Below are 2101 nucleotides of genomic sequence, written 5' to 3'. Positions count from 1 at the left end.
GGGGCCCAGGTCGTCGCCCAGGCCCGTCACGGCATCGTCGGCCTCTCCGGTGAAATCGAACAGGTCGCCGGGGTCATCGAGTCCCTGGCGAGCCAGACCGACTCCATCGGCAGCATCCTCGACACCATCCGCAGCATCTCGGAGCAGACCAACCTGCTGGCCCTCAACGCCGCCATCGAGGCCGCCCGCGCCGGCGAGCAGGGCCGTGGCTTCGCCGTGGTGGCCGACGAGGTGCGCAACCTCGCCAGCCGCTCCGCCGCCTCCACCGCCGAGATCCAGGGCATGATCAACAGCCTCCAGGAGCAGAGCGCCCGCGCCGTCAGCGCCATGGCACAGGGACGCAACCAGAGCCTGCGGGTGGTGACCCAGGCCGACGAGGCCAACGGCGCCCTCGACCAGATCACCGGGCACATCACCCAGATCAGCGACATGAACATCCAGGTCGCCACCGCCACCGAAGAGCAGTCCAGCGTGGTCGGGGAGATCAACCGCAACGTGGAGGACATCAACCAGCTCACCATGGAGACCGCCGATATCGCCCACCAGTTGACCGAGTCCAGCCGCAGCCTGCAACAGCTCTCCGGCGAGCTCGACAAGCTGGTCGGCAACTTCCGGTTATAAGATGAAAGGGCGCTGCGGCGCCCTTTTTTCACCGGGTCGACAGGGAATACCGACCCCCATGACGGCGAACCGTCATGACAAGCCGCTACAGTAGCGACACAGCAACACACCAAGGAGTCAACATGCTGGCAGGCAACCTCACCATCAAAACCCAACTGATCCTGGCCGTCACCGTGCCCTGTCTCGCCCTGCTGCTGGTTGGCGCCGCCAGTCTGCGCAGCATGGACAACATCAGGCAGCAGGCCGAAGAGCTGTTCCAGAATACCGCCACCCCCATGCGGGCCATGGCGGAAGTGGCCTCCCGCATCCCGCGCATGCGCGTCGGCATCGACATGATGCTATTGCAGGACACCTCCCTGCGCGACGAAAAGGGGGTGCTGACCCGGGTCAAGGAGACCCGCGAGGAAGACATTCCCGAGATGCGCCAGGCCATGGAGCAGGCCGTCAAGGCCCAGGTCGATCCCGACGCCCGGGCCAAGGCCCAGACCCTGCTCGATCAATTCACCCGGGTGGAGCGGGAGGAGCTGACCCCCATGTTGCAGGCGCTCTCTGACAACAAGATGGACGAGGCACGCGCCATCTACCGGGATCGCTACAGCCAGAGCTACGGGGTCATGCGCAAGGGCGCCAATGAGCTGCTCGACGGATTGATAGGTCAGGCCCAGCATCGCAACGACCTGAGCGAAAACAGCTATGACAGCGGTCGTACCCAGATGATCGCCATCATCGTCATCGCCATCGCCATCTCGCTGCTCGTCTCGACCCTCATCCTCATCGGGCTGCGCCGCCGGGTCTCCTTCCTGCAATCCCATATTGGCGAGGTGGCCCGCCACCTCGCCCTCGACAGCCGCGCCAGTCTTACCGGCAAGGACGAGCTGGCCGAGATTGCCCACAGCTTCAACCAGTTCGTGACCCGGATCCACGGGGCCATCGTGCAGGTGGCGAGCAACTCGCGCCAGGTGGCGGCCACCGCCAGCGAGGTGGCCGCCAAGGCCCAGCTCACCCAGCACAACTGCACCGCCCAGCGGGATCGCACCGTCCAGGTCGCCACCGCCATCCACGAGATGGGGGCCACCGTCACCGAGATCGCAGGGAATGCGTCTCTCGCCGCCGACGTCGCCAAGCAGGCCAACGAGCAGGCCGATGCAGGGGCCCAGGTCGTCGCCCAGGCCCGTCACGGCATCGTCGGCCTCTCCGGTGAAATCGAACAGGTCGCCGGGGTCATCGAGTCCCTGGCGAGCCAGACCGACTCCATCGGCAGCATCCTCGACACCATCCGCAGCATCTCGGAGCAGACCAACCTGCTGGCCCTCAACGCCGCCATCGAGGCCGCCCGCGCCGGCGAGCAGGGCCGTGGCTTCGCCGTGGTGGCCGACGAGGTGCGCAACCTCGCCAGCCGCTCCGCCGCCTCCACCGCCGAGATCCAGGGCATGATCAACAGCCTCCAGGAGCAGAGCGCCCGCGCCGTCAGCGCCATGGC

The 2101-nt window shown here is 66.6% G+C and carries 2 protein-coding genes; both read left to right on the top strand.

Annotated features, from left to right (window positions below):
• On the top strand, positions 1–621 hold a 621-nt coding region (locus tag AB5Y70_RS20370), incomplete at its 5' end, for a methyl-accepting chemotaxis protein (protein WP_368176123.1).
• A 122-nt stretch (positions 622–743) separates the two neighbouring features.
• On the top strand, positions 744–2101 hold a 1358-nt coding region (locus AB5Y70_RS20365), incomplete at its 3' end, for a methyl-accepting chemotaxis protein (RefSeq protein ID WP_368176122.1).

The sequence above is a fragment of the Aeromonas sp. s1(2024) genome (genome assembly GCF_040908005.1).
In the GTDB taxonomy this organism is placed as follows: Bacteria; Pseudomonadota; Gammaproteobacteria; order Enterobacterales; family Aeromonadaceae; genus Aeromonas; species Aeromonas caviae.
Note: the sequence above shows the minus strand (reverse complement) of the source record. Positions and strands in the feature narration are given on the sequence as shown.